The sequence below is a fragment of the Pseudoalteromonas sp. 2CM28B genome (assembly GCF_023161935.1).
Genome location: NZ_JALNTH010000049.1, coordinates 1 through 23,053 on the forward strand (window position 1 = coordinate 1; position 23,053 = coordinate 23,053).

Genomic DNA, 23,053 nt, shown 5'->3' on the forward strand with positions numbered 1-23,053 from the left:
GCATTTGCTATGTGAAAGTAGGACATTGCCAGGCTCCAAATAAGAGAAACCCGTTACAGCGATGTAACGGGTTTTTTCTGTCTGGGATTTAATAAATAGCCAGACCCATGGCTAACTCACCAGAGAAGTAAAACAGCTCGAAGGCGAGCCCCACGGAAGGCCGACCCGACACAATGATAATGACCCATTTGCTATGTGACTCTCTACCGCTGTGGGCACCACGACATCACCAAGCTCCCAATACAAGAAAGCCCGACTCGAAAGAGCCGGGCTTTTTTACGTCTGCAGAAAAGTAAAAATACATTTCAGATATTATTCGCACAGTCTCCACCACGCTCCGTAGCGTGGGTTGAATATCACGAAACCCGCGGATAAGGCTCGCCACACATCTTTGTATGGTAAATATAGTGTTTTTATATATGCGAACCATAGTCCGCACACTTAATGCATTCACTTTTAAACCTATCATGTAGGTCGGGCGAGTGAAGCGACTCCCGACGCTAAAAATCATCGATAATTATTATAGTGTTCTTATTTCACGAGTTGCTTTACCAAACATTATTCACAAAGCCTCCACCAACACCGTAGCGTGCACCGTAGCGTGGGCTGGCTATAACGAAACTCGCGGATAAAGCACACTACATAACCATAATATGCATTTTAAAGTTTATTGTGTGTGCTGTTTAATCGCCTCACCAATAACAACCCATTTTACATATAGCTAAGTAGCAGTTTGTTTCTGTTTTAAGCTTTAAGATAAACAATATTTATTCAACATAGCTAGATTACAAATATAATTTTGCTTTGTTACTGGCTTTGATTTAGGATCAAAATAGTTTAAAACCAAGAACTAATAGCCAGTGTATAGATTATTAATTAGTGCCATATCATTTATATTTTGTTTCTCTGTGTCGGCAGTTGAAGTAACTGATCTGTATCAAGATATATTAAAAGTCGATGATAAAAGTCGAGACACGCGTTTAGCCGCTAGCCGCAAAGCATTACTCAATGTATTAGTAAAGGTAAGCGGGGATGAATCTGCTGATCAAAATAGGCTTGCTCAGCAACGCACCAAAAACATTTCTGATTACATGCTCAAGTTTGAATACGACGAAAAAGCAAATGGACAGCTTAATCTAGTTGTTAAATTTGAAGCGCGTAAAATAAATGAATTAATTAAAGAATTAAATTTACCTCTTTGGGGCGTCCAGCGCCCATTAGTTGCTATTTGGTTAGGTATTGAAGATAACTGGCGTAGAGAGCTTGTTACGCAAGAAAGCTATCCTCAGTTAGAGCAGCTTATATATGACAAAGCCGGTCGACGTGGTTTACCCGTTGTAGTGCCGCTATTAGATTTACAAGACAGACGTTTGGTTGGCATTCCTGAAGTATGGGGTAATTTTTCAGAGCCTGTTGAAGAGGCGTCGCGCCGTTATAGTGCAGAGCGAAGCATTACAGCAAGAATGTATCAAGAGCCCGACAGCGAAACCTGGATTTTAGACTGGCGTTTTACTAATGACGATTTATTCGATTCAAACCGTCTTGAAGGTGATAAACAGCAAATAGTAGGCCAGATGATAGACAGCTTAGCGTTGGGATTAGCCAATGAATACGCTATCGACCCTAACGCGTATTATGAACAGGCTGCGGCTACGCTCACCTTAAAAGGTACTCAAAGCTTTGTCGATATTGAACTTGCAAAGCGTCGTCTACAAAGTTTGAGTGTAGTGACGCAAGCAACCATAATGCGCAAAACCCCAGAATTTGTTGAGTTTAAGCTTAACCACACTGGCAGTGTGGGCGATCTTAAAAAAGGCCTTGGTCTTGATAGTGCCTTTAGAGATTATGTTGACCCTCGCGCATTTTACCATGTTGTAGACAAAAACAGTCTTGAGTATCAGTGGGTCGGTGAGTAATGCTAAGTGCTGAGCCAATGCAAATGGCACTACCAGTCACCTTGCCTGATGATGAAACATTTGCTTCTTATTTTGGTGGGGAAGACTCTTTAGAGGTAAACCACCTTAAAGCGAGCTTCTCAAAGCTTGCCAACAAATTTCAGTACACTTATTTGTGCGGCTTAGGCGATTCTGGCAAATCCCACTTATTGTACGCAACCTGCATACAAGCCCAAGAGCGTGGCTTGTCAAACATGCTGTTGTCTATGCGTGAAGTTATCGACTTTGGCCCTATGGTGTTAGATGGTTTAGAAGCACTTGATGTATTATGTATTGATGATGTGCACTTAGTCGCTGGCAATGACGCATGGGAAAAAGCCCTTTTTAACTTTTTTAATCGCTTTAACGAGCCCGGAAAAATGTTAGTGGTTACGGCCGATTTGCTCCCTGACATGCTTAATATCACCTTGCCCGACTTAGAGTCTCGGCTAAAGTGGGGAACCACCTTTCAAATTCGATCAATGAGTGATGATGATAAAGCACAAGCACTGGTTAAGCGAGCGCATATGCGTGGGCTTGAACTAAGCGATGAATGCGCGCGCTTTTTATTAACTCGCTTGAGTCGTGATATGCGTGCTTTATTAGACGTATTAGACAAATTAGATCACGCATCAATGGCCGCACAACGAAAATTAACAATTCCCTTCATAAAATCAACGTTAAAGCTGTAGTAGGTCTAGAATCTAGACCCTGCTTTCAGTTATCATTAGTCAACAAAATTGTAATCACCTTCTGTGAAAGATCAGGTATCGAATGAACTTAGAAAATATTTTAGCGCAAGCACTTGAGGCAGTTGCCAGTGCCAGTGAAATCGCGCAACTAGAAGAGATCAGGGTTAATTACCTTGGTAAAAAAGGCGAAATCACAAGCTTACTTAAAACACTGGGTAAAATTGCTCCTGAAGAACGCAAAGAAGCAGGCCAAGTAATTAACCAAGCTAAGCAAGATGTACAAGCAGCCATTAACGAAAAGCGTGAGCTTTTAGCAAGTAAAGCGCTTGAAGAAAAGCTAGCAGCTGAAACAATTGATGTAACTTTACCAGGGCGCGTAATGCCTACGGGTGGCCTTCATCCGGTAACACGCACAATCGAGCGTATAGAAAGCTTTTTTGGCGAGCTAGGTTTTGAAGTTAAATCAGGCCCAGAAGTAGAAGATGATTTTCATAACTTTGATGCGCTAAATATTCCTGAGCATCACCCAGCGCGTGCTGATCACGATACCTTTTATTTTAATCCTAAGTTAGTACTGCGTACCCAAACAAGTGGTGTGCAAATTCGTACTATGGAAACAGAGCAACCGCCACTGCGAATTATTTCGCCAGGTCGAGTATATCGTAACGACTACGACCAAACGCATACTCCGATGTTTCATCAGGTAGAAGGTTTAATGGTTGATACTGATGTAAGCTTCACAGAGCTTAAGGGTATTTTACACGACTTCTTACGTAACTTTTTTGAAGAAGACATGGAAATTCGTTTCCGTCCTTCATTCTTCCCATTTACAGAGCCTTCAGCTGAAGTAGATGTTATGGGTAAAGACGGTAAATGGCTTGAAGTATTAGGTTGTGGCATGGTTCACCCTAACGTACTTAAGTCAGTAGGTATTGACCCAGAAAAATACACCGGTTTTGCTTTTGGTATGGGCGTAGAGCGCTTAACCATGCTGCGCTATGGCGTAAATGACTTACGTGCATTTTTTGAAAATGACTTAAAATTCCTAAACCAGTTCCGTTAAGAGTGAAAATATAAAATGAAATTTAGTGAAAAGTGGTTAAGAGAGTGGGTAAATCCTGCTATTGATACGCAAGCTCTTTCGGAACAGCTTTCTATGGCTGGCCTTGAGGTTGATGCAGTTGAGAGCGCGGCAGCGGATTTTAACGGCGTAGTGGTTGGTGAAGTTGTGGAATGCGCACAGCACCCAGATGCAGATAAACTTCGCGTGACTAAAATCAATGTAGGTGGCGATGAGCTACTTGATATTGTGTGTGGCGCGCCAAACTGTCGCCAAGGCATTAAAGTAGCTGTTGCAACAGTGGGCGCTGTTTTACCGGGCGACTTTAAAATTAAAAAAGCCAAATTACGCGGTCAGCCATCACACGGTATGCTGTGTGCCTTTGTTGAGCTAGGTATTAGCGAAGAAGGCGACGGCATCATGGAATTGCCAAGCGATGCGCCAATTGGTACAGACCTGCGCGAATACTTAGGCCTTGATGACAACATAATTGATGTTGACTTAACGCCAAACCGTGGTGATTGCTTGGGTATAAAAGGCCTTGCACGCGAAGTAGGTGTATTAAACAGCGTTGATGTAAACGAGCTACAAATTCCAGCTGTTAGCGGCACTATTGACGATGAAGTATCTATTGAACTTGTCAATTCTGACGCGTGTCCGCGTTACTTAGGGCGTGTAATCAAAGGCATTAGCCTTGATGCAGAAACACCGCTTTGGATGGTTGAAAAGCTTCGCCGTAGTGGTATTCGCTCAATTGACCCTGTTGTTGATGTTACTAACTATGTATTACTAGAACTTGGCCACCCAATGCATGCATTTGATTTAAATGCAATTGAAGGCGGCATTAAGGTTCGCAGTGCCAATGCAGGCGAAGAGTTAGTATTGCTTGATGGCAATACTGCAAAACTGAACGAATCAACACTTGTGATAGCCGATCATAATAAAGCACTTGCGATTGCCGGTATTTTTGGCGGTGAGCAATCAGGTGTAACAGAAAAAACGTCTGATATTTTATTAGAAAGCGCGTTTTTTAACCCAGTCGCAATTGCAGGTCAAGCCCGAAGTTACGGCTTACATACCGATGCATCACACCGCTATGAGCGTGGCGTAGATTTTACCCTGCAACACGATGCAATGGAACGCGCAACTGCTTTATTACTTGATATTGTTGGCGGTGAAGCAGGCCCTGTTGTAGAAGCTGTAGCTGCTGATAAACTGCCAAAGGTGACAGAAGTACGCCTACGTCGTGCGCGTTTAGACCGAGTAATTGGTCATCATATTGACGATGAGAAAGTGACTGATATTCTGACTCGTTTAGGGTTAGACGTTAAGTTTGAAAACGACAGCTGGAGCGCCGATATTCCAAGCTACCGCTTTGATATTCGTATTGAAGAAGACTTAATTGAAGAAGTTGCTCGTGTTTATGGTTACAACAGTATTCCAAATGTGGCGCCAACCGCAAAATTAAAAATGACTACACATGACGAGTCAACAATTGCGCTAAGTAAGTTTCGAAATACGTTAGTGACACGTGGCTACCAAGAAGCAATTACGTACAGCTTTGTAGACCCTAAAGCACAAGCTATTATACACCCACAAAGTAATCCGCTTATACTGCCGCACCCAATTTCAATTGAAATGTCGGCTATGCGTGTAAGCTTAATGCCAGGGCTTTTAGCATCGGTTGCGTATAATCAAAATCGTCAACAACCACGTATTCGTTTATTTGAGCATGGTCTTAAATTTATCAGCGACGACAGTGCAGAAAATGGCCTGCAGCAAGTCCCTGTCATTGGCGGTGTGATCACTGGCCTTGCACACGGCGAGCATTGGGTTGAGCAAAAACGCAACGTTGATTTTTACGACTTAAAAGGTGATGTTGAAGCCTTATTAGCAATCACCAACGATACAAGCCGTTTTGAAATTAAAGCAGAACAGTCAGACGGTTTACACCCAGGCCAATCAGCAGTTATTTATGTTGAAGGTAAAAAGGTAGGATTTTTTGGTGCTCTTCATCCTCAAGTGCAAAAATCGTTAGATATCAATAACGCAACTTTTGTATTTGAAATAGAAATGTCTGCAATAGAAAAAAGAAATTTACCGCAAGCTGTAGGGGTTTCAAAATTCCCTTCAAATCGCCGCGACATCGCGATTTTAGTGGCTGACAGCGTTAATTCAGGTGATATTTTAAGCACAATAGAAAAAGTTGGCGGAAATCAATTGGTTGACCTAAACTTATTCGATGTGTATAAGGGCAAAGGTATTGAGCCAAATTATAAGAGTTTGGCGATTGCTCTAACACTGCAGGCGGTTGATAGAACACTCGAAGAGAAAGATATCAATCTGGTAGTTGATAACGTGGTGGCCACATTGGCCGAAAAGTTTAATGCATCGTTGAGGGACTAGATATGGCGCTTACTAAAGCCGACATAGCTGAACACCTATTTGAAAAGCTCGGGATCAATAAAAAAGATGCCAAAGATTTAGTTGAAGCGTTTTTTGAAGAAATCCGCTCAGCGCTAGAAAAAGGCGAGCAGGTTAAGCTCTCTGGATTTGGTAACTTTGATCTTCGTGATAAAAAAGAAAGACCAGGCCGTAACCCGAAAACAGGAGAAGACATTCCTATTTCGGCGCGCCGCGTGGTGACCTTTAGACCAGGTCAAAAGCTTAAAACCCGTGTAGAAGTGGGCACAAGCAAAGCAAAATAAAAAAGGGCAGCGTAAGCTGCCTTTTTTATTTAAAAAACCATCTGGCATCATGTTTTAAAACACATTAAATGCCAGGGGTTTTGCTTACCTAAAATTCTCGCGGCGATACAAACTCACCGTTTTGTATTTGTTCATACGTTTGTTGAGCAAGGGCATCGAGCGCATCTAAATTTTTACCATCGCTCATCAGTTGGTGCTCAATGGGTAGTAAATCTATATTCTCAATGCCAGCGCTTTGCGCCACTTTCGAAAAAATGTAAGCGTGCTTATATTTATCATGTTTATAAAACAAGCTGATTAACGAGGTATACACTTCAGGGTTTGGCTGTTGACCTTGTTTATTTAGCTCAAGCGTTTTATATAGCAAATCAATTGTTTTTTCATCGTCAAACTTAATGTAATAAGAGGCTAGATAAAACTGCATTTCTGCACTATTGGTTACGCTTTCATCATTTTCCATTGCAAGTAAACGAGTCAGCGCACTTTGCTCATTGTTACGTGACCAATGATAGTAAAGCAAACCTGGGTGGTTAGTGTTTTTTGTGTCTTGATAAAGTCGGGTCATCTCTTTAATGCTAGTAAGCTGACCTTCAATACGCGATGTTGTTTTAGACTTTAGTTTAATATGTTCTATTTTTGCGGCTAAAGTAATACATTGATTATACGACTCAAATCCCTTAAGCAATTGGTATTTGTTTTCATCTGTGGGTTTTTTATATTCTATATAGCGTTTTAAAATAACCTCTGAGCGCTCATTTTTACAATGGCTATCTTTATTTAAATCACTACAAAAGCCAGGTGTTTCTTTACATACCTGAGCGAGAGTCAGTGGTTCTTCGCATCCTGTTAACGCTAGCATTGTTAGTATTGCGCTTGCTCTTAAAACCATCCCTTAACCTCAAATGAATATATACATTACTATTCTAGCGCAATCATTTGTGCGCTAACAGTAGAGAATAACTTTAGATTAACTTAGAATAGCCCTGCCTGAAGTGCATTACTCTCAAAATCTAATGCATTTTTAAAGGCTATCCGTTCAAAATGATTAAATTAGGTAAATAAAATGACCTCATCTCACGAATTAGAATATACAAATAGTTGGCAAGAACGCCAAGATTACGCTGAAAGCATGCAACCTATCATTGGTAAGCTTTATCGTAACCGTGGCATAGAAATCGCTGTATATGGCCGTCCTCTCGTTAATGCCAGTACTATCGATATTATCAAATCACACAAAACTGTAGCGCAATTTGAAGGCACTAAATTACGTTTACGCGAAAGCTTTCCGTTTTTAGAAGCCATTAGTAAAATGGAGCTAAACTCAGCACGTATTGATATTGGTAAACTTGCTTATAGCTATTTGTACAGCGATGCTGCTAATGGCCGCACAGTTGATGAATTTGTTAAAGACGAATTAGCCGAAATTGCAGACTCACCAGCCAAAGAGCCGCGTGATGTTGTATTGTATGGCTTTGGTCGTATAGGGCGTTTGTTAGCACGTTTACTAATCGAAAAATCAGGCCCTTATGCCGACTTACGTTTACGCGCAATTGTTGTACGTGGCGGTAAAGAAGGCGACCTTGAGAAACGTGCAAGCTTACTGCGTCGCGATTCAATTCATGGTCCATTTAATGGCTCAATCACAATTGACACGCAGCGTAATGCAATTAAAGCGAATGGCAGCTACATCCAAGTGATTTATGCTAACTCGCCAAGTGAAGTTGATTACACCGCTTACGGTATCGAAAATGCGCTCGTAGTTGATAACACTGGTATTTGGAAAGACGAAGCAGGCCTTGGTCAGCATTTAGAGTCTAAAGGGGCTGCAAAAGTACTATTAACAGCACCGGCTAAAGGCAACATTAAAAACATTGTTTATGGTGTAAATAACCAAGACATTAAGCCTGAAGATAAAATCGTGTGTGCAGCAAGCTGTACTACCAATGCGATTACACCAACCCTTAAAGCATTAAACGATAAGTTTGGTATTAATAACGGCCACGTAGAAACCGTACACTCATACACAAACGATCAAAACCTTATTGATAACTACCACAAAGCAGAGCGTCGTGGACGTGCTGCTGCACTTAATATGGTAATTACCGAAACAGGCGCAGCTAAAGCGGTATCTAAAGCGCTTCCTGAGCTTGAAGGTAAGCTAACAGGTAATGCGATTCGTGTGCCTACACCTAATGTGTCGCTTGCTATATTAAACTTAAACCTTAATAGCAGCACCTCTGTTGAAGAGCTAAATGCATTTTTACGCGAAACAGCACTGCATTCAGAACTGCGTGACCAAATTGATTACACCGCATCAACCGAAATCGTATCTACCGATTTAGTCGGTAGCCGCTACGCAGGTGTTGTAGACTCGCAAGCAACAATTGTTGAAGGTAACCGCGTTGTTTTATACGTATGGTACGACAATGAATTTGGCTACAGCTGCCAAGTTGTTCGTTGTATGCGTGATATGGCTGAAGTTGCTTTCCCAAGCTTACCTCGCTAATTTAAACGCAATTATACTAAGCCAGCTTTTTTGCTGGCTTTTTTAGTCGCGTTATATTTTTAAAGTGTACCCTGTGTGGTAGGCTTTAATTATTGAAATGCTTATTTGATTTCATTCAATAATGCATTTTACTATTTAACCTGCAATCTGCTTGAGATAGTTTAATTATCCACAGTACAGGTTTTAAATAGTGTCAGTTCTGCACTTTTAGGCCGCTCTTTTTTGTAATTTAGTGACCAAAAATAGAGTCAATTTAATCCAAAATATCAACGTGCCTAACAAAGCGGATAAACTTATTCTACCTTAAGGTTTTTTCATGAAAATCAGCAGCAATTTTGATAGTGGTAACATAAAGGTTATCGAAGCCAACGATCCGTTAAATATTCAATTAGAGATAAACAACGATCACCAGTCTGAATTTTACCAGTGGTTTCACTTTCGTCTAGAAACAACGCCTTATCAACTGCATAAGTTAAACATTAATAATTTAGAAAACTCTGCCTACCCAGATGGATGGGAAGGCTACCAAGCTGTTGCCTCATACGACCGTCAAACATGGTTCCGTGTGCCTTCAAATTACGAAAATGGCACGCTTACCTTTGAACTAGAGCCTGAATGCCCCAGTGTATATTTTGCTTACTTTGCGCCATATAGCTACGACCGTCATTTAGATTTATTAGCCTGGGCGCAAAGCGAAGAGCTTTGCCAATTACAAACTTTAGGTGAAACACTTGATGGCCGTGATATGAGCGTGCTTAAAATTGGTCAGCCTAGTGAAGATAAAAAAACAATCTGGATCACAGCGCGCCAACACCCAGGCGAAACTATGGCAGAATGGTTTGTAGAAGGGCTATTACACAAACTACTAGATGATGAAGACCCGCATGCCGCTGCTCTTTTATCAAAAGCTGTATTTTATGTAGTACCAAACATGAACCCAGATGGCAGCGTACGTGGTCACCTTCGTACTAACGCAAAAGGCGTTAACTTAAACCGTGAATGGCAAACGCCTAGCATGGAAAATAGCCCAGAAGTGTATTTAGTACTGAATAAAATGCGCGAAACTGGCCTCGATATGCATTTAGATATACACGGTGATGAAGCTATTCCTTATAACTTTGTGGCAGGCAGTGAAGGTATTCCAAGCTACGATGACCGCTTAAAAGACTTAGAAGATAGCTTTAAAGCTGCGCTACTTACTATAACGCCAGAGTTTCAAGATGAGCACGGTTACGATAAAGACGAGCCGGGCAAAGCTAATTTAACAGTTGGCTCATCTGCAACGGCAGAAGAATTTAAAGCACTTACTTACACAATTGAGATGCCTTTTAAAGACAATAACGACTTACCAGACCCAGATTACGGCTGGTCAGACCGCCGCTCGTATCAATTTGGTCAAGATACTTTAGCGGCAATCGTAAATGTCGTTGATAAATTAAGATAAATTAGTATAAGGTAAGGGCAACATTAAAATGTTGCCCTTTTTTATTACAAAATTAACAAATAATAAAAGTGCGCAATAGCTTAGTTATCGTATTACCTAGCTCTGAGTAAGTAATAAACAATCAACAGTCTCAAATAAAATAATAAGAGGTATTTAGCGTGGATGCATTCGGACAACTTTTAGATAGCCTAGATGGCATGTTAGGGGGCGCAGTTTGGTTTCCCTATGTGCTGCTAGGAGTCGGTCTATTTTTTACTATTTATTTAAAGTTCCCACAAATTCGTTATTTCAAACATGCGTGTAAAGTAGTTACAGGTAAATTTGATAAAAAAGGCACCGAGGGTGACACAACTCATTTTCAAGCACTGGCTACTGCGCTCTCTGGTACGGTAGGTACAGGTAACATTGGTGGGGTAGCCTTGGCTATTTCTATTGGTGGCCCCGCGGCATTATTTTGGATGTGGATGACGGCATTTTTTGGTATGACTACCAAATTTGTAGAAGTTACACTTTCACATAAATACCGTGAAAAAACCCAAGATGGTACCATGGCCGGTGGCCCTATGTATTACATGGATAAACGCCTAAACATGAAGTGGCTTGCTATTTTATTTGCCGTTGCCACTGTAATTAGCTCTTTTGGTACGGGCAGTTTGCCACAAATTAACAACATAGCGCAGGGTATGGAAGCCACATTTGGCTTTGCACCTATGGCAACCGGTGCTGTGTTATCTATTTTACTTGCATTGGTTATTTTAGGTGGTATTCGTCGTATTGCTGCTATTACATCACGTGTTGTGCCCATAATGGCCGTGATTTATATCATAGGTGCGTTAGGTGTTATTTTTTATAACATTGAAAACATCGGTCCTTCGTTTGCGTCAATATTTGTTGATGCATTTACAGGCTCTGCTGCAGCCGGTGGCTTTTTAGGTGCCTCTTTTGCGTATGCATTTAACAGAGGTGTTAACCGTGGCTTGTTCTCAAATGAGGCCGGTCAAGGTTCTGCACCCATTGCCCACGCATCGGCAAAAGCTGATGAACCTGTGTCTGAAGGCATGGTGTCAATTTTAGAGCCGTTTATCGATACCATTATTATTTGTACATTAACAGGCTTAGTTATTTTATCGTCGGGTGTGTGGAATGAAAAATTCGAAACACATTTTGAACGATCGTCAATGAGCATTATTAAAGGTGACTACTCAGAAACCAACGAAGCGCAGCGCCAAGAGCTATACAATTACCTAAACGGTAACGATAGCAAGGTAGAGCTATTCAACGGCAACATTGATGTAGTTAATGGCGAACCAACAAGTAATGGCTTTACCGTATTACATTCACGCTCAATTGGTGAAGACATACGTTTTGGTATTACCGACAAACATAAGTACACAGGTATTGTTGAAGTTAAAAACGGCATGCCAACCGACGACAGCATTAGTTTAATAGGTAAATCGTTAGTGCACTCAGCAGAGCTGACAACTAAAGCGTTTACCCGAGGCTTTTTTGGTGATAGCGGCCAGTACATAGTATCGATAGGCTTATTGCTATTCGCGTTTTCTACTGCCATTGCGTGGTCGTACTACGGCGACCGTGCCATGATTTACTTACTTGGTAATCGCTCAGTTATGCCGTATCGCGTATTTTATGTTGCTGCGTTCTTTTGGGCTTCGTTTGCCGATACCACTTTAGTATGGAAATTAGCAGCCGTTGCAATTGTCGTTATGACCTTGCCTAACTTATTTGGCATTATGTTATTGCGCAAAGAAATGAAACAATCCGTAGATGACTACTGGGTTAAATTCAAAAAAGACAACGAGCAATAAAACAAGTACAATAAAAGGCGCCGCAAGGCGCTTTTTTTATGCGTAGTATGGAGAGTAGTATGGCGATTATTCATTGCCCCAAATGTGCAAAATCAATTTCAGATAAACATCAGCAGTGTCCGCATTGCAATAGTAACATTGGCGCGCTTAACTCTGAGCAGGTACAACAGCTTCAGCGCGAACAGCGAATTAAAAAACAGCAAATGTTTATGAACCATTCTTTCTTGGCGCTCATACTATTTTTAGGTGGCTTTTTTTGCTTATACTTTTTACAACCCGCAAAAGAAACCCTGCAATGGTACGCGTATACAGTAGCGATTGGTGTTGGCTGTATTTGGTACTTAGTAAACCGCGTTATTTTAGTGACTCTAAAAAAGAAAAGATGACATGAATATTGACAACCTTGTACAAAATATAACCCCAGAATTATTTGAGCGTTTACAGTACGGTGCTTCAACCGGTAAATGGCCCGATGGCACGCCGCTCTCTGATGAGCAAAAGCAACAAACGGTGCAACTTGTTATGCTTTACCAAGCTAAAATAGCGCAATCAAACGAGCAATTTACCATTGGCGCTAATGGCGAAATGATCCAAAAGACAAAAGCACAACTACAAAAAGAATTTAAATCAGAAAACGAAATAGCTAGGTTTAGTGAACATGATCTTTAAACACCTTTTTACACCTAAGTGGAAACACCCAAAGCAGCAAGTTCGTCTAGACGCAATTGAAAAACTTGATGTAGAGCGCGACGCATCAATTTTAAGCACATTAGCGCTGGAAGATAATTCAGCCGAAATACGCCGCAAAGCATTACAAAAAGTAAATAACTTACCACTGTGGTGGAAAGCCTATAAACAAGATCACGCGCTAAAAGATGTAGCCGAAATACAAATTTCAAACGCAGTGTTAAACAACGAAAGTGCACTGAGCACGCAAATTAAAAGTGAGTATATAGACCGTTTTGCACCGGTTAAAACACTAGAAAAACTCGCCTTTGCAGAGAAAGAACTACAAGTACGCGTTAAACTTTTAAAGCGCTTAGCTAATCCTAAATTAATTGAAAAAGCGTTTAAAGAGGGCAGCGAAGAGCTTCAAAGCCAACTTGTAGAGCTTGTTATAACGCATCAACTTATTAAGCCATTAGTAAAGCACGCTAAAGGCGATGCTAAGCAGCAGCTTGAGCAACACATTGAAAACGAACGCTTAGCGATTGAAATGCCCGCTCAGGTAGAGAGCGCAACACGCGTTATTTTAGCTAAGCTAAACGCCCTGCGAGATAAAAACGATTACGCCATAGTAAACCCACAAGCCGGCGAATTAATGGCGCAGTGGCAAGCACTTGAACTTAAATGGTTAAGCGAAGAGCACGTTAAAGAGCTAGATAAAAAATACATCAGCATTACTGATAAACTCGATGCGCATATTGCTACGTTAAAAGCTCAGCACGAGCAACAACAGCAGCGTTTAGCCGAGCAACAACGCCAATTATTAGCTCTGGCAACACTTGAGGCATTGAGCGAAGAAATAGAAAACGCGTTGCAATTAGGCTTAGAAACCCCAGAGCAAATTCAGCAAGATTGGTTAGAGGCTAAAGTAGCGCAAGCTAAGCAAACGTTAACCGATGCCCAACACGGCGATAACGCACAAACTAAGCAAGTTATTACAAAGCTTGAAAAACTATTCAATCAGGTGGCTAAACTACCAGAGCTTAGTAGCGCAATTGCACAGTATAAAATTGCTTTTGAACAGCTTAAAGAAATTGAGCCTGCGCAGCAGCTAGCTGATTACGATGATGTTTTAACTCGTTTTAATAACGCATTTAAACAAACTCGTAGCCATTTAAATGTGGTTGATGGGGCATTGCAGCAAAACTTTAAATCGCAATTAAATACGCATAAAAAGCATTTTTTAGCGCAAATGAGTGAGCTGACAAAACCGCTTGAAAAAAACCAAAGTACAGCCAAACGTAAAGCACGCGATGTAAAACGCCTTATTGAGCAAGGCCGCTTTAATGTTGCTTTTGGTGTATTTAAAGGCTTTGAAGAGTTGTTTGATAAGTTAACACCGCAATTTCAGCAGCCACTAGTAAACTTAAAAGCCGATTTAGAAGCACAACTTGCAGAAGCAAAAGATTGGCAAAAATACGCAGCCGCGCCAAAACGCGAAGCCTTACTTGAAGAAGTAGCAGGGTTAGTCGACCAACCGTGTGACGACCCACAACATCGCGCTGAGCAAGTTAAAACGTTTCGTAAGCGTTGGAACGAGCTTGGCCGTTTAGATACAGAGCAAGAAAAGCAACAAGGTGAGCAGTTTGATAGCAACATAGAGCTGTTGTTTGCACCGTGTCGTAGTTACTTTGCCGAGCAAGAAGTGGCGCGCGAAGCTGCAAAAGCCCAGCGTGAAGTACTGATAAACGATATGCAAGCACTAAGCGAGCAAGACACCGCTATTGAAAGCTTTGATTGGAAGCAGTTTGAAAGCCAATACAACCGTTTAAATAAAGCGTGGCGTAGCGTGGGTAAAGTTGACCCTAAAACATACCGCGTATTAAACGAAAGCTTTAAAACACAGCAGCAGAGCGTACTTGCTATATTAAATGCATACCATAAAGGTAACGCAGCACAAAAAAATGCCTTAGTGGAGCGCGCCTCAGCGCTTTCGCAAAGTGAAGATTTAGCTGCAGCATGCCAAGAGTTAAAGCAATTACAACAGCAATGGCAAAGTATAGGTTTTGCAGGTTTAAAAGCCGAAAATGCGCTGTGGCAAAAGTTTCGCCAGTATAACGATGAAACCTTTAGCAAACGTAGCAGTGAGTTTGAGCAGCAAAAGCTGGCTCAAAACGAAACAGATAAACAAGCTGCAATAGAACTGGCTGAGCTAGAAAGTGCCCTTGAGCAAGTTAATCAAAAAGCCCAATTGCATGACCTAGAAACCAAAGTAAAAGGCTACGCACAATATAAATCGCTTGCGTCAAAAGTGGCAGCATTATTAAGTGCTATTGACGAAAAGCTAGCTTTACTTACAAGCCAAGCGCAGCATGCGCAATTTGAAGCGCTGATCACTGCACTTGAAAACAACGATGTAGTGCCAAGCCAATTTCAAGCTCCGTTAGCGACGTCGCTTAGTAGTGAACAGCTTATTACAAGAATGGAAATTCTTGCCAATGTAAGCTCGCAAAATGCAGCGCTTAGAATGGCAGAGCAAGTAGCCATGCTTGATGATAAACACCGTGGTGAGCATGCTGACTTAAACTATTATTTAAAGCAGCTATTAGCGCTCAGTAAGGGTTCAGTTGAGCCTGACACACTAGCTAAAATTAAAGCTATTTTTACAGCATAATATGTAATTAACTTGTATGAACTACAGGTATTGCATAATAAAAGCCGCTGTTTAAGCGGCTTTTTTATAATTACAACGAGGATAAAGGTTAGCATGAGAATTTTATTACTGTTTTTAACCACACTATTTTTAAGCGCATGTAATTCTACACAAGGCGTGTCTGTTTACTCATTTACCAGCTCAGAAGTAGAAAGTGTGCTAGGTAAACAGTTGCCTAAGTTAAGCGAAAAGGTGAGCTTAATGGGGCTGCCAGTGCAGTTTGATGTAAACGATTTAAGTGTAAATATTGGTCCAGATAACCGTGATGTAGTAGTACTTGGTGCAGACTCCAGTGCAGAAATAAATGCATTTGCACTAAAATACCCAGTACGCTTAAAGCTGCAAATTGAAGGCAGCCCGTTTTATGACAGTGAAAAAAAAGCCGTGTTTTTACGCAATGTTAAACTACTAGATTCGAGTGTGGATGCAGGTGGCTTTAAAGGTAATTTAGCGGCGCTTGATAATGAAGCGATGGAAGTAATTAATGCTTTTTTAGCCCTCAACCCTGTTTATACGTTAAATATGGACGACCCTAAAATGATGCTGCTAAGCAAATTACCCCTTGATATGAAAGTGGTTGAAGGGGCAATTAAATTAGTACCGCGCCTTTAATGTACAGCACACTGCTTGCGATAGTTTTATTACCCAAACGTTTGGTTAATTAGATCGAGCCCAGTAATATGTACGTATTAATTAGCCTGTTTCTCAGGCTAATTAGGTTTTTATAATGGCAGCTTCGCGCAGCATACCTACCTCAAGACTCTCTCGATTTGCAAAGCTTGGCTCCTTAGCCGGTGGTGTTGCAACCAACATGCTTATAGATGGCACTAAAAGTGCGCTCTCGGGTAATGGTTGGAATAATAAAGCTTTACTCTTACAACCTAAAAACATAGAAAAACTAGCTGTTCAGCTAGCACACCTTCGTGGTGCTGCCATGAAACTAGGGCAATTACTGTCTATGGATGCTGGCGAGCTATTAAGTCCTGAACTTACTCAATTACTCGCATTGCTTCGCGCTGATGCAAACCCAATGCCGCACAATCAATTAGTTAAGGTACTTAAAAGTGAATGGGGTGAAGACTGGCTTAATCGTTTTTCGCATATTGAACTTAGGCCATTTGCAGCGGCGTCTATTGGCCAAGTGCACTTAGCTTATCAAGAAAATGGTGAAAAGCTGGCGGTAAAAATTCAATACCCAGGTATAGCGCAAAGTGTACATAGCGATGTAGACAATGTTATTGCACTATTAAACATTGCGCGGTTAATCCCTAAAGAGCTTGATATACAGCCACTCATAAATGAGGCTAAAGCGCAGCTACTTGCCGAGGCTGATTATGAACGCGAGGCACACTACCTTAAAAGATACGGTGAGTTGCTAAGCCAGCACGTTAATTTTAAAGTGCCTAAAGTATATGGTGTTCACAACACTAAACGTATTTTGGCAATGGAGTATGTGCAAGCAACGCCTATAGAAGCGCTTAGCAATTTACCTCAAGGTGAGCAAAATAACATTGCAGCTAGGCTCATAGATTTATTTTTTAAAGAAATGTTTGAGTTTAAGCTAATTCAAACCGATCCTAACTTTGCTAATTTTCATTATCAGACTCAGAGTAAGCAAATTGTGTTATTTGACTTTGGGGCAACCCGAGAGATCTCGAGTAAGTTGAGCAAGGCTTACCTGTCACTATTTATTGCAGGCACTGAAAACAATAGGGCGGGCGTGTTAAGCGCAGCACGAGAAATAGGTTATTTTAAAGATACCCTACTAGATTCTTACAAAAGTCATGTTATTGATTTGTTTCTAATGGCGTGTGAGCCGCTAAGAACCACTGGCGAGTTTGATTTTAAAAACAGTCCCTTAGCAACAAATATTAAAAATGCAGGGCTAGAGCTGAGCGCACAGTCGCAGCAATGGCATACACCGCCCGTTGATGCGTTGTTTATACATCGTAAGCTCGCTGGGCTTTATTTAATTGCGGCAAAGTTAAATGCAAAAATAGATATTAACGCTTTATTTAAGCCTTATATTAAAGGCCACTTTATTTAACTGTTTAGCGCGTCACTTTATGGCATAATAATCGTGATATTTCGCGAGGATGATGCAATGATAAAACAATTTTTAAATGACCCCAAACTTTTACTTAATGCGGTAGGAGAGGGCATTTACGGCTTTGATTTATCGGGCAATGCGGTGTTTGTTAACCCAGCCGCTGAACGTATGACAGGCTGGAAAGCCCAAGAATTGTTGGGCAAAAAAATACACCAGTATCATCATCACAGCCACGCCGACGGCTCTCCTTATCCAGCCGATGAATGCCAAATATATTGCACCATGTTTGATGGCAAACGCCGCGAGGTTAAAAACGAAGTATTTTGGCGCAAAGACGGCACCTCGTTTGCAGTAGAATACACATCAACCCCCGTTTACAGGCAAGGTGAGTTAATTGGTGCGGTCGCGGTATTTCGCGATATATCGGCGCAGCAGCAAACCCAAAACGAACTTAAGCAAGCGCTTGAGCAAGTTAAGCATTTAAGTGAGCAGCTGCAAGATGAAAATAACTACCTAATTGCAGAGCTTAACGAAGACTGGCAAGACTCAGGTTTAGTTGGTCAGAGCCATGTTTTTCAAGCTATGTTGGCGCAAATTAAACTCGTTAGCGAAACCGACAGCACAGTATTAATTTTAGGTGAAAATGGGACTGGCAAAGAGCTGGTGGCGCGTAACTTACACCGGTTAAGTAAACGCAGTAATCAAGCTTTTATAAAAGTGAACTGCGCAGCGTTTACGCCAAGCTTGTTAGAGTCTGAATTATTTGGCCACGAGCGCGGTGCGTTTACCGGTGCAAACGAGCGACGTAAAGGCCGCTTTGAACTGGCCGACAAAGGCACACTGTTTTTAGACGAAGTTGCTGAGCTGCCATTAGAAGCGCAAAGTAAATTGCTACGGGTATTACAAGAGCAAGAGTTTGAACGGGTTGGCGGTAGTACTACGCTTAAGGTAAATATTAGAGTATTGGCAGCAACCAATCGCGACTTATGGCAAATGGTGCAAAAGGGCACCTTTCGAATTGATTTATATTACCGCCTTAATGTGTTTCCTATTAAAGTGCCAGCGCTTAAAGAGCGCAAAGAAGACATTCCTTATTTATGCACCAATTTAATTACTCAACTAAATAAACGCTTAGCAAAGCAAATAAAAGGGGTGAGTAAAAAAGCAATTAGCCAACTACAAGCTTATGATTGGCCTGGTAATATTCGCGAGTTACAAAACGTACTAGAGCGCGAAGCTATTTTAACTAAACATACTGTCCTTAAACTGAGTCAGCCATTGCATGGCGATGCAAGCACAGCTGTAAATACATCACTTACGCTTGCAGAGGCGCAAAAACAGCACATTATTGCGGTGCTTGAATTGTCACAGTGGCAAATATCTGGCGATAAAGGCGCTGCTTGCAAATTAGGTTTGCCCGAGAGTACTTTGCGCTCAAAAATGCGTAAACTAGGAATAAGCAAAAATACGTGATATATCGCGCTATTCGTTAAATATCGCGGATTGATTTTTCCGGTAATTTATAAATTTATTTAATATCAATTAGTTAGTTAAGCTTTCAGCTTGGTCTGAAAGTTGCAAAAGTAGCATTAATACCGTCACTATTAAGTAGCTACTATGAAGTTTGATATTAAAGAAGAAGATATGATCATCAAGCCCTATAACACACCAGGGCCTATTTATATTCGTGAGCAAAAAGGCTTTTACCAACAAATACGCCGTAACCTTGGTTGGTTACTTATGCTTATGTTTATTGCCATTCCTTGGATTCAATACAAAGGTGAGCAAGCCGTGCTACTTGATGTAGCCACGCAAAAGTTTACTATTTTTGGTTTAACCTTACTGCCGCAAGACTTTATGATTTTAGCGCTGCTATTTATGGTAGGCGCGTTTGCTTTGTTTTTTGTCACGAATTGGCTTGGCCGAGTGTGGTGTGGTTATACCTGCCCCCAAACAATCTGGATGTTAATGTTTAGTTGGGTTGAGCAACGTATAGAAGGTACTCGTAATCAGCGTATAAAGTTAGATAAATCGCCATGGAGTGCATTAAAGTGGCGTAAAAAAATAACAAAACATGCTGCGTGGCTTGTTATATCGCTGCTTACTGCAACGTCGTTTATGGCGTATTTTATACCCGCTAAAAGTTTATACCTTGAAATGTTTACCTTACAGTGGTCGGGCATTACCAGCTTTTGGGTGTTTTTATTTGCATTTTGTACTTATGGAAATGCTGGCTTTTTACGCGAAAAAATGTGTAACGTGGCGTGTCCGTATTCTCGCTTTCAATCGGTGATGTTTGATAAAGATACATTGGTAGTGAGCTACGATGCAAAGCGCGGTGAAAACCGAGGCCCTCGCAAACGCAAAGCTGATCCTAAAGCCCTTAATTTAGGCGACTGCGTTGATTGTAATTTATGTGTAGAGGTATGCCCCGCGGGCATAGATATTCGTAACGGTTTGCAATACGAGTGTATAAATTGTGGCTTATGTATTGATGCCTGTGACGACACTATGGATAAATTTGGCTATCAAAAAGGGTTAATTAAATACGCCAGCGAAAAACAGCTAGAAGGTAAAAAAACCAATCCATTTAGGCTTAAATTAGTGGGGTATGGTGTATTAACAGGGGTATTACTTATTTCTATGATTGCGTGGGTATTGCAACGTACGCCAATAGAGGCATCGGTACTGCGTGACAGAAACGCATTATACCGTGTAAATTATGAAGGCTTGGTAGAAAACCCATACACACTCACTATCATCAATAAAACCCAGCAGCCATTGCACTACGGCGTAGCCATTGAAGGCCTACCTGTGGCCACACTTAGTGCGCCAAGCTCTATTTTGGTATTGCCAGGAGTGATGAAAAAAATTCCGGTTACAGTCACCGCCGATGGCTACGACATAGCAACAAAAGTGACCCCAGTTAGCTTTGTGATTACCGCCTTAGAAAACCCTGACATAGCGATTACTAAAACAAGCCAGTTTTATAAAAACTAGCAATGGCTTGGGCTAAAGTTAGCTCACGCCATTATTTAATTGCGATGAAATAAAACGTTTTGCAGCATCTAGGTTATCAAATAAACATTGGTTAAAATCTACATCGCGTTTAGCGTTTTGCATTATTCGCTGCATTTGGCTTATAGCAATAGGGGAGGTGAGTACAAATGCACTTATCAAGCAATTAGTGTGCTGCATTTGTGTGCTTATGGCGACCATTTCTTGCTCTGCATCGGGCGTAGCTGCAAGTACACACGATGAGTCGCTTATGTAACCCCATTGCTTACCTTCAAATTCAGCCACAGTATCAAAAAGGGCAGTTTTAAAGTTGGCCAATAGCTCTAGGTCTAAATTTCCGCTAAATTGGGCAATAATGATATTGCCCTCAACGGATAAAGTTACCTCGGCATGCTTATTTTTATACTTCATCGTAGGTTCCTAATTTAAATTAGTTTATAACTTATACTAATTTGCTTAATTAAGTTAGCTATCTTGAGGCTAGAAAAACATGTTGATAGCTTGGCAAAAAATTCGCTATTTAGTTGTTCTTGGCAATTGCTCCTGCATTGCTCTCCCTTCTGCATCCATGCAGTCGTAAATGAGCTTTTTGTAACGAAGGTAGCGACACGTTCAACCCCGCAAAATGATTAAGTATTATCGCACATGGGTATTAAAAGCCACTAAAGTGACTTTAAATAATCTAACGCGCCGGTAATAACAGCAACTTGGGCTTGAGTACACTGCTCATCTGAGGCACTTGGGCTATCTGGGTATACTTCGGTTGTCGTTACATAAGGGGCATTAGTAAAGCCCATGCATAAGCCCAATTCGCGAGCGGCGTAATTGATAACGCCAAATTGCTCCTGCGGTACACCAATTAATTGATTGTTTTCGTCACTGGGGGCAATGTGCGTTACCTTCTCAACACTATTTAAAATGGCTTTTTGAAAATCAGGTGCTGGTTTTTTGCTATCAGCCACTAAATAAAAACCATCTGGTATGTTCCAGTTGGTGTTAATTTTACCATCGCGCGCCGCCAAAGCGGGTCTAAACTCACTGTTGTCTGTGTCTGTGGTTTCGTGCAGATCAATATGCGCAACTAACTCAGTGTTAAGCGAGGCTACATATTTCATAATAGCTGCAGATTCTTGGGCAGGGCTGTTATCGTAAAAAGAGCGATTTGGATCAATAGCTTCTGGGTTCCAGCGGTTTATGGTTTCAAAACCCCACGGGCTAATACAAGGCGCAATAATAAAGTTAAAACGCGTTGTATAAGGTGCAACAGCGGTTTGAGCAAATGCCAGCGCACCCATAACGCCACTTGTTTCGTAGCCGTGCACACCCCCAGTAATTAACACGGTAGGGCGATCACTTTGCCAATTTTTACTTTTAAATAAATAAAGTGCAAAGCTAAGTGGCGAATAATTTAATTCGCCGTACTGCTCAACATCTAAAAACTCATTAGGCTGGGTAATTTTACTTACTACGAGCTGGTTATAATCGCGCTTTTTTTGTTGAAGTTGTAACCATGCTGCTTTATCACTGTCGTTCCATGGTTTATTAGGGGTACCAATTGGGTATAAAGTGTCGCTCATTGTGTGCCTTTAACTTGTCGCTTTATAAAGGCGTTAGCTTATCGCTGCAATTAACGGCCTGCAACTAGAAATGCTCAGTTACACCTGCCGTGTTTTCGTACAAGGTTGCGTTTTCACGTTTATGTTTTTCAAATAAATACTCACGTAATGCCTCTTTACCACTTTTGATACTGACAATTTTTGCGGCATAGCCTAAATTAGTTTTACGGACTAAATCTATAAGCAGAGTGACTTTTTTCTTATTGGGTAGTTTAAATGTAATATGTTGCGCGTGGGTAAGGCTATAGCGATGATCGCGCGGCTTTAATAGCACGCCACTGCTTGAGAGCGAAAGCACATAAAAGCGCTCGCTTTGTAAATGCAGGTCTGAATAACGCCAGCTTCTGTCTACACCTTCGGTATCAATTACCTCAGGCGCACTCAGTACGGGGTTGAAGTAGCCGTCATCGTTGAGCTTAAACTCAAGCGGAAACCACAACTGATAATGGCCTACCTCAGCTAGCATGGTTAATTTAGCGTGAGATAACAAACCTTTTAGTGTATCTGGCAAAGCCGTTTTTAAGCTAAGCTGCGAGTTATCGTTTGTATTGTCCTTGTTACTGCCTACAACAGACGAAATAAAACTTAACTCTTCCTTAGTTAAATCCATATTATTTCTCGTTTAATAAAAGCTTCACATTAAACCAATAGTGCAATTTGTTCAATATTTAAGCTGAAAAATTAAACTAATATAAACACCTGTTTAGAGTAAATACTTAAGACGAGTTGATTGTTTTAGGAGGAGTTTAGCGCAGTTTAAACACCCAATGTACACAGCCTTTGGGCTATTTATGAGGCCTGCTTGTACATGCTTTGGTTA

Annotated in this window: 19 protein-coding genes; 15 read left to right on the forward strand and 4 right to left on the reverse strand. The window is 41.1% G+C overall.

The features are described 5' to 3' along the window. Nucleotides 1–860 precede the first annotated feature (860 nt). The 5 genes from MTN96_RS32805 (at nt 861) to ihfA (ending at nt 6,394) form a co-directional block, all read left to right on the forward strand. Nucleotides 861–1,916 carry a DUF2066 domain-containing protein gene (locus MTN96_RS32805; protein WP_055255312.1) on the forward strand — a complete coding sequence of 352 codons (1,056 nt, stop codon included), beginning with the start codon at nt 861–863 and terminating at the stop codon, nt 1,914–1,916. Beyond that, nucleotides 1,916–2,626, forward strand: a complete 711-nt coding sequence (hda, locus tag MTN96_RS32810; RefSeq protein ID WP_004587231.1) for a DnaA regulatory inactivator Hda — start codon at nt 1,916–1,918, stop codon at nt 2,624–2,626. Before MTN96_RS32805 ends, hda begins: the two co-directional genes overlap by 1 nt. Nucleotides 2,627–2,708: 82 nt before the next feature. Further along, entirely contained in the window at nt 2,709–3,689 is a 981-nt protein-coding gene (pheS, locus tag MTN96_RS32815; RefSeq protein ID WP_004587232.1) for a phenylalanine--tRNA ligase subunit alpha, read from the forward strand. Nucleotides 3,690–3,704: 15 nt separating this feature from the next. Next, the gene (pheT, locus tag MTN96_RS32820) at nt 3,705–6,092 is read left to right on the forward strand and encodes a phenylalanine--tRNA ligase subunit beta (protein ID WP_004587233.1); all 2,388 of its coding nucleotides are present in this window, start codon (nt 3,705–3,707) and stop codon (nt 6,090–6,092) included. A gap of 2 nt (nt 6,093–6,094) precedes the next feature. Beyond that, complete coding sequence (ihfA, locus tag MTN96_RS32825; RefSeq protein WP_002960690.1) at nt 6,095–6,394, forward strand: integration host factor subunit alpha; 300 nt, start codon at nt 6,095–6,097, stop codon at nt 6,392–6,394. A gap of 88 nt (nt 6,395–6,482) precedes the next feature. Here ihfA and MTN96_RS32830 read toward each other — a convergent pair whose 3' ends face one another. After that, complete coding sequence (locus tag MTN96_RS32830) at nt 6,483–7,283, reverse strand: DUF2989 domain-containing protein (protein ID WP_004587234.1); 801 nt, start codon at nt 7,281–7,283, stop codon at nt 6,483–6,485. A gap of 174 nt (nt 7,284–7,457) precedes the next feature. Between MTN96_RS32830 and MTN96_RS32835 the strand changes: the two genes are divergently transcribed. The 10 genes from MTN96_RS32835 (at nt 7,458) to ccoG (ending at nt 20,599) form a co-directional block, all read left to right on the forward strand. Continuing rightward, nucleotides 7,458–8,900, forward strand: a complete 1,443-nt coding sequence (locus MTN96_RS32835; RefSeq protein WP_004587235.1) for a glyceraldehyde-3-phosphate dehydrogenase — start codon at nt 7,458–7,460, stop codon at nt 8,898–8,900. Between the two features lie 316 nt (nt 8,901–9,216). Then, on the forward strand, nt 9,217–10,344 hold the full coding sequence (locus tag MTN96_RS32840) for a M14-type cytosolic carboxypeptidase (protein ID WP_004587236.1): 1,128 nt from the start codon (nt 9,217–9,219) through the stop codon (nt 10,342–10,344). A 158-nt stretch (nt 10,345–10,502) separates the two neighbouring features. Beyond that, complete coding sequence (locus MTN96_RS32845) at nt 10,503–12,170, forward strand: sodium:alanine symporter family protein (protein WP_004587237.1); 1,668 nt, start codon at nt 10,503–10,505, stop codon at nt 12,168–12,170. Nucleotides 12,171–12,229: 59 nt separating this feature from the next. After that, nucleotides 12,230–12,556 (forward strand): hypothetical protein, encoded by a 327-nt coding sequence (locus tag MTN96_RS32850; RefSeq protein ID WP_004587238.1) that lies wholly within the window; start codon nt 12,230–12,232, stop codon nt 12,554–12,556. Between the two features lies 1 nt (nt 12,557). After that, nucleotides 12,558–12,839: a YeaC family protein gene (locus MTN96_RS32855; protein WP_004587239.1), complete on the forward strand. Its 282-nt coding sequence runs from the start codon at nt 12,558–12,560 to the stop codon at nt 12,837–12,839. Beyond that, nucleotides 12,829–15,510 (forward strand): DUF349 domain-containing protein, encoded by a 2,682-nt coding sequence (locus tag MTN96_RS32860; RefSeq protein ID WP_248534238.1) that lies wholly within the window; start codon nt 12,829–12,831, stop codon nt 15,508–15,510. Before MTN96_RS32855 ends, MTN96_RS32860 begins: the two co-directional genes overlap by 11 nt. 93 nt (nt 15,511–15,603) lie before the next feature. After that, a complete protein-coding gene (locus tag MTN96_RS32865) occupies nt 15,604–16,161 on the forward strand; it encodes a DUF1439 domain-containing protein (protein WP_004587241.1) in 558 nt (185 codons plus the stop codon). 115 nt (nt 16,162–16,276) lie between these two features. Then, nucleotides 16,277–17,596 (forward strand): AarF/ABC1/UbiB kinase family protein, encoded by a 1,320-nt coding sequence (locus MTN96_RS32870; protein ID WP_248534240.1) that lies wholly within the window; start codon nt 16,277–16,279, stop codon nt 17,594–17,596. A 57-nt stretch (nt 17,597–17,653) separates the two neighbouring features. After that, on the forward strand, nt 17,654–19,072 hold the full coding sequence (locus MTN96_RS32875) for a sigma-54-dependent Fis family transcriptional regulator (protein WP_024032193.1): 1,419 nt from the start codon (nt 17,654–17,656) through the stop codon (nt 19,070–19,072). A 144-nt stretch (nt 19,073–19,216) separates the two neighbouring features. Continuing rightward, nucleotides 19,217–20,599 (forward strand): cytochrome c oxidase accessory protein CcoG, encoded by a 1,383-nt coding sequence (ccoG, locus tag MTN96_RS32880; RefSeq protein WP_055255318.1) that lies wholly within the window; start codon nt 19,217–19,219, stop codon nt 20,597–20,599. An 18-nt stretch (nt 20,600–20,617) separates the two neighbouring features. On the opposite strand, the gene MTN96_RS32885 is transcribed toward ccoG, so the two are convergent. The 3 genes from MTN96_RS32885 to MTN96_RS32895 all read right to left on the reverse strand — a co-directional run bounded on the left by MTN96_RS32885 (nt 20,618) and on the right by MTN96_RS32895 (nt 22,843). Next, entirely contained in the window at nt 20,618–21,028 is a 411-nt protein-coding gene (locus MTN96_RS32885; RefSeq protein ID WP_055255319.1) for a hypothetical protein, read from the reverse strand. A 251-nt stretch (nt 21,029–21,279) separates the two neighbouring features. Continuing rightward, complete coding sequence (locus tag MTN96_RS32890) at nt 21,280–22,194, reverse strand: M14 family metallocarboxypeptidase (RefSeq protein WP_138685924.1); 915 nt, start codon at nt 22,192–22,194, stop codon at nt 21,280–21,282. A 64-nt stretch (nt 22,195–22,258) separates the two neighbouring features. Then, entirely contained in the window at nt 22,259–22,843 is a 585-nt protein-coding gene (locus MTN96_RS32895) for a hypothetical protein (protein WP_248534242.1), read from the reverse strand. Between the last annotated feature and the right edge of the window lie 210 nt (nt 22,844–23,053).